The 1,664-nt window shown below is 75.9% G+C and carries 1 protein-coding gene and 1 pseudogene; one reads left to right on the top strand and one right to left on the bottom strand.

Annotated features, from left to right (window positions below):
• Positions 1-29: 29 nt before the first annotated feature.
• Positions 30-611 (bottom strand): helix-turn-helix domain-containing protein, encoded by a 582-nt coding sequence (locus DKL51_RS32235; RefSeq protein ID WP_124813152.1) that lies wholly within the window; start codon positions 609-611, stop codon positions 30-32.
• Between the two features lie 64 nt (positions 612-675).
• Between DKL51_RS32235 and DKL51_RS32230 the strand changes: the two are divergent.
• Positions 676-1,645, top strand: a pseudogene (locus DKL51_RS32230) (NAD(P)/FAD-dependent oxidoreductase).
• The last annotated feature ends 19 nt before the right edge of the window (positions 1,646-1,664 follow it).

Genomic DNA, 1,664 nt, shown 5'->3' with positions numbered 1-1,664 from the left:
GCGTCAGAGGTGTATAAGAGACAGGCGGGTCAGCGGGTGGCGGGGCGGGCGCGCACGTGCAGCCGTTCGCCCTGCGGCCCGAAGAGGGTGAGGATCTCCGCCGGCTGCGGGTCCGGGTTGGCCACCGCGTGCGGCACGCGGGTGTCGAACTCGGCGACCTCCCCGGGAGTCAGGATGAGGTCACGTTGGCCCAGCAGCAGGCGGATCCGTCCGGCCAGCACGTAGAGCCATTCGTGGCCCTCGTGGGTCTGCTGCTGCGGTTCGCGCGGGGTGTGCGGGGGGAGGATCTGCTTGAACGCCTGCACCCCGCCGGGGCGGCGGTTCAGCGGCAGGAACGTCATCCCGTGGCGGACGATCGGGCGGGGATGCACCCGCGGGTCGCCGGTCGGCGGTGCGCCGACGAGCTCATCGAGGGGCACCTGGTGGGCCCGGGCGAGGGGCAGCAGCAGCTCCAGGGTGGGCCGGCGGCCACCGGACTCCAGCCGGGACAGGGTGCTCACCGAGATGCCGGTGGCCTCGGCGAGCTGGGCGAGGGTCGTGCCGCGCTGCTGGCGCAGGGCCCGCAGCCGGGGACCCACCGCGGCCAGCACCGCCGCCTCGTCGTTTGCCATACCGGCAACACTACTTGCCGGACGGCCGGTGTCGGGCGGACCGTGGGGCCGAAAGGAGGGCGTCATGGACGACAGGTACGACGTGGTGGTGGTCGGCGGCGGCGCCGCCGGGCTCAGCGGGGCGCTGACCCTGGCGCGGGCGCGGCGGTCGGTGCTGGTGGTGGACGGAGGGCAGCCGCGCAACGCGCCGGCCGGGCACATGCACAACTATCTGGGCCGGGACGGTGTACCGCCGGCGGAGCTGCTGGCGGCCGGCCGCGCCGAGGTCACCCGTTACGGGGGCGAGGTCGTGAGCGGGTCCGTCGCCGACGTGACTCGGGACGGGCCGAACTTCCGAGTGGCGCTGCACGGCGGGCCGGTCGTGCGGGCCCGGCGGCTGCTGGTGGCCACCGGCCTCGTCGACGAGCTGCCCGACCTGCCCGGACTGGCCGAGCGGTGGGGACGCGACGTGCTGCACTGCCCGTACTGCCACGGCTGGGAGGTCCGCGACCGGCGCATCGGTGTGCTTGCCACCGGCCCCCTGGCCGTGCGTGCACCAGGCGCTGCTGTGGCGGCAGTGGAGCCCCCAGGTGACGCTGCTGGTGCACCGGGGCGCGGCGCCGGCGGGGGAGGAGGCCGCGCAGCTGGCCGCCCGCGGGATCACCGTCGTCGACGGGCCGGTCGCCGGCCTGGAGGTCACCGGGGACGCGCTGGCCGGGGTGCGGCTCGCCTCCGGGCAGGTGATCGCGCTGGACGCGCTGGTCGTGTCGACCCGGATGAGTGCTCGCTCGGGGGTGCTGCGGTCGCTCGGGCTGGAGCCGGTGGACGTCGAGATGGGCGGTCACGTGGTGGGCGCGCAGATCCCGGCTGACCCGACCGGCGCCACCGCCGTGCCCGGGGTCTGGGTGGCGGGCAACGTGGCGGACCTGCGGGCACAGGTGATCACCGCGGCGGCCGCCGGCGTGCAGGCCGGTGCCGCGATCAACGCCGACCTGGTCGCCGAGGACACCCGGGTCGCCGTCGAGGCGCACCGCACCGCCGCGGCGGCTGCCTGAGTAGCCGAGGGTGGCGGGT

Source organism: Micromonospora globispora (assembly GCF_003857015.1).
In the GTDB taxonomy this organism is placed as follows: domain Bacteria; phylum Actinomycetota; class Actinomycetes; order Mycobacteriales; family Micromonosporaceae; genus Micromonospora; species Micromonospora globispora.
The sequence above is the reverse complement of the archived record's forward strand: the minus strand, read 5'-3'. Positions and strand labels throughout refer to the sequence as shown.

Coding starts and splice junctions, on each gene's coding strand:
- DKL51_RS32235 (WP_124813152.1), bottom strand. CDS start 611: ATGGCAAACGACGAGGCGGCGGTGCTGGCCGCGGTGGGTCCCCGGCTG.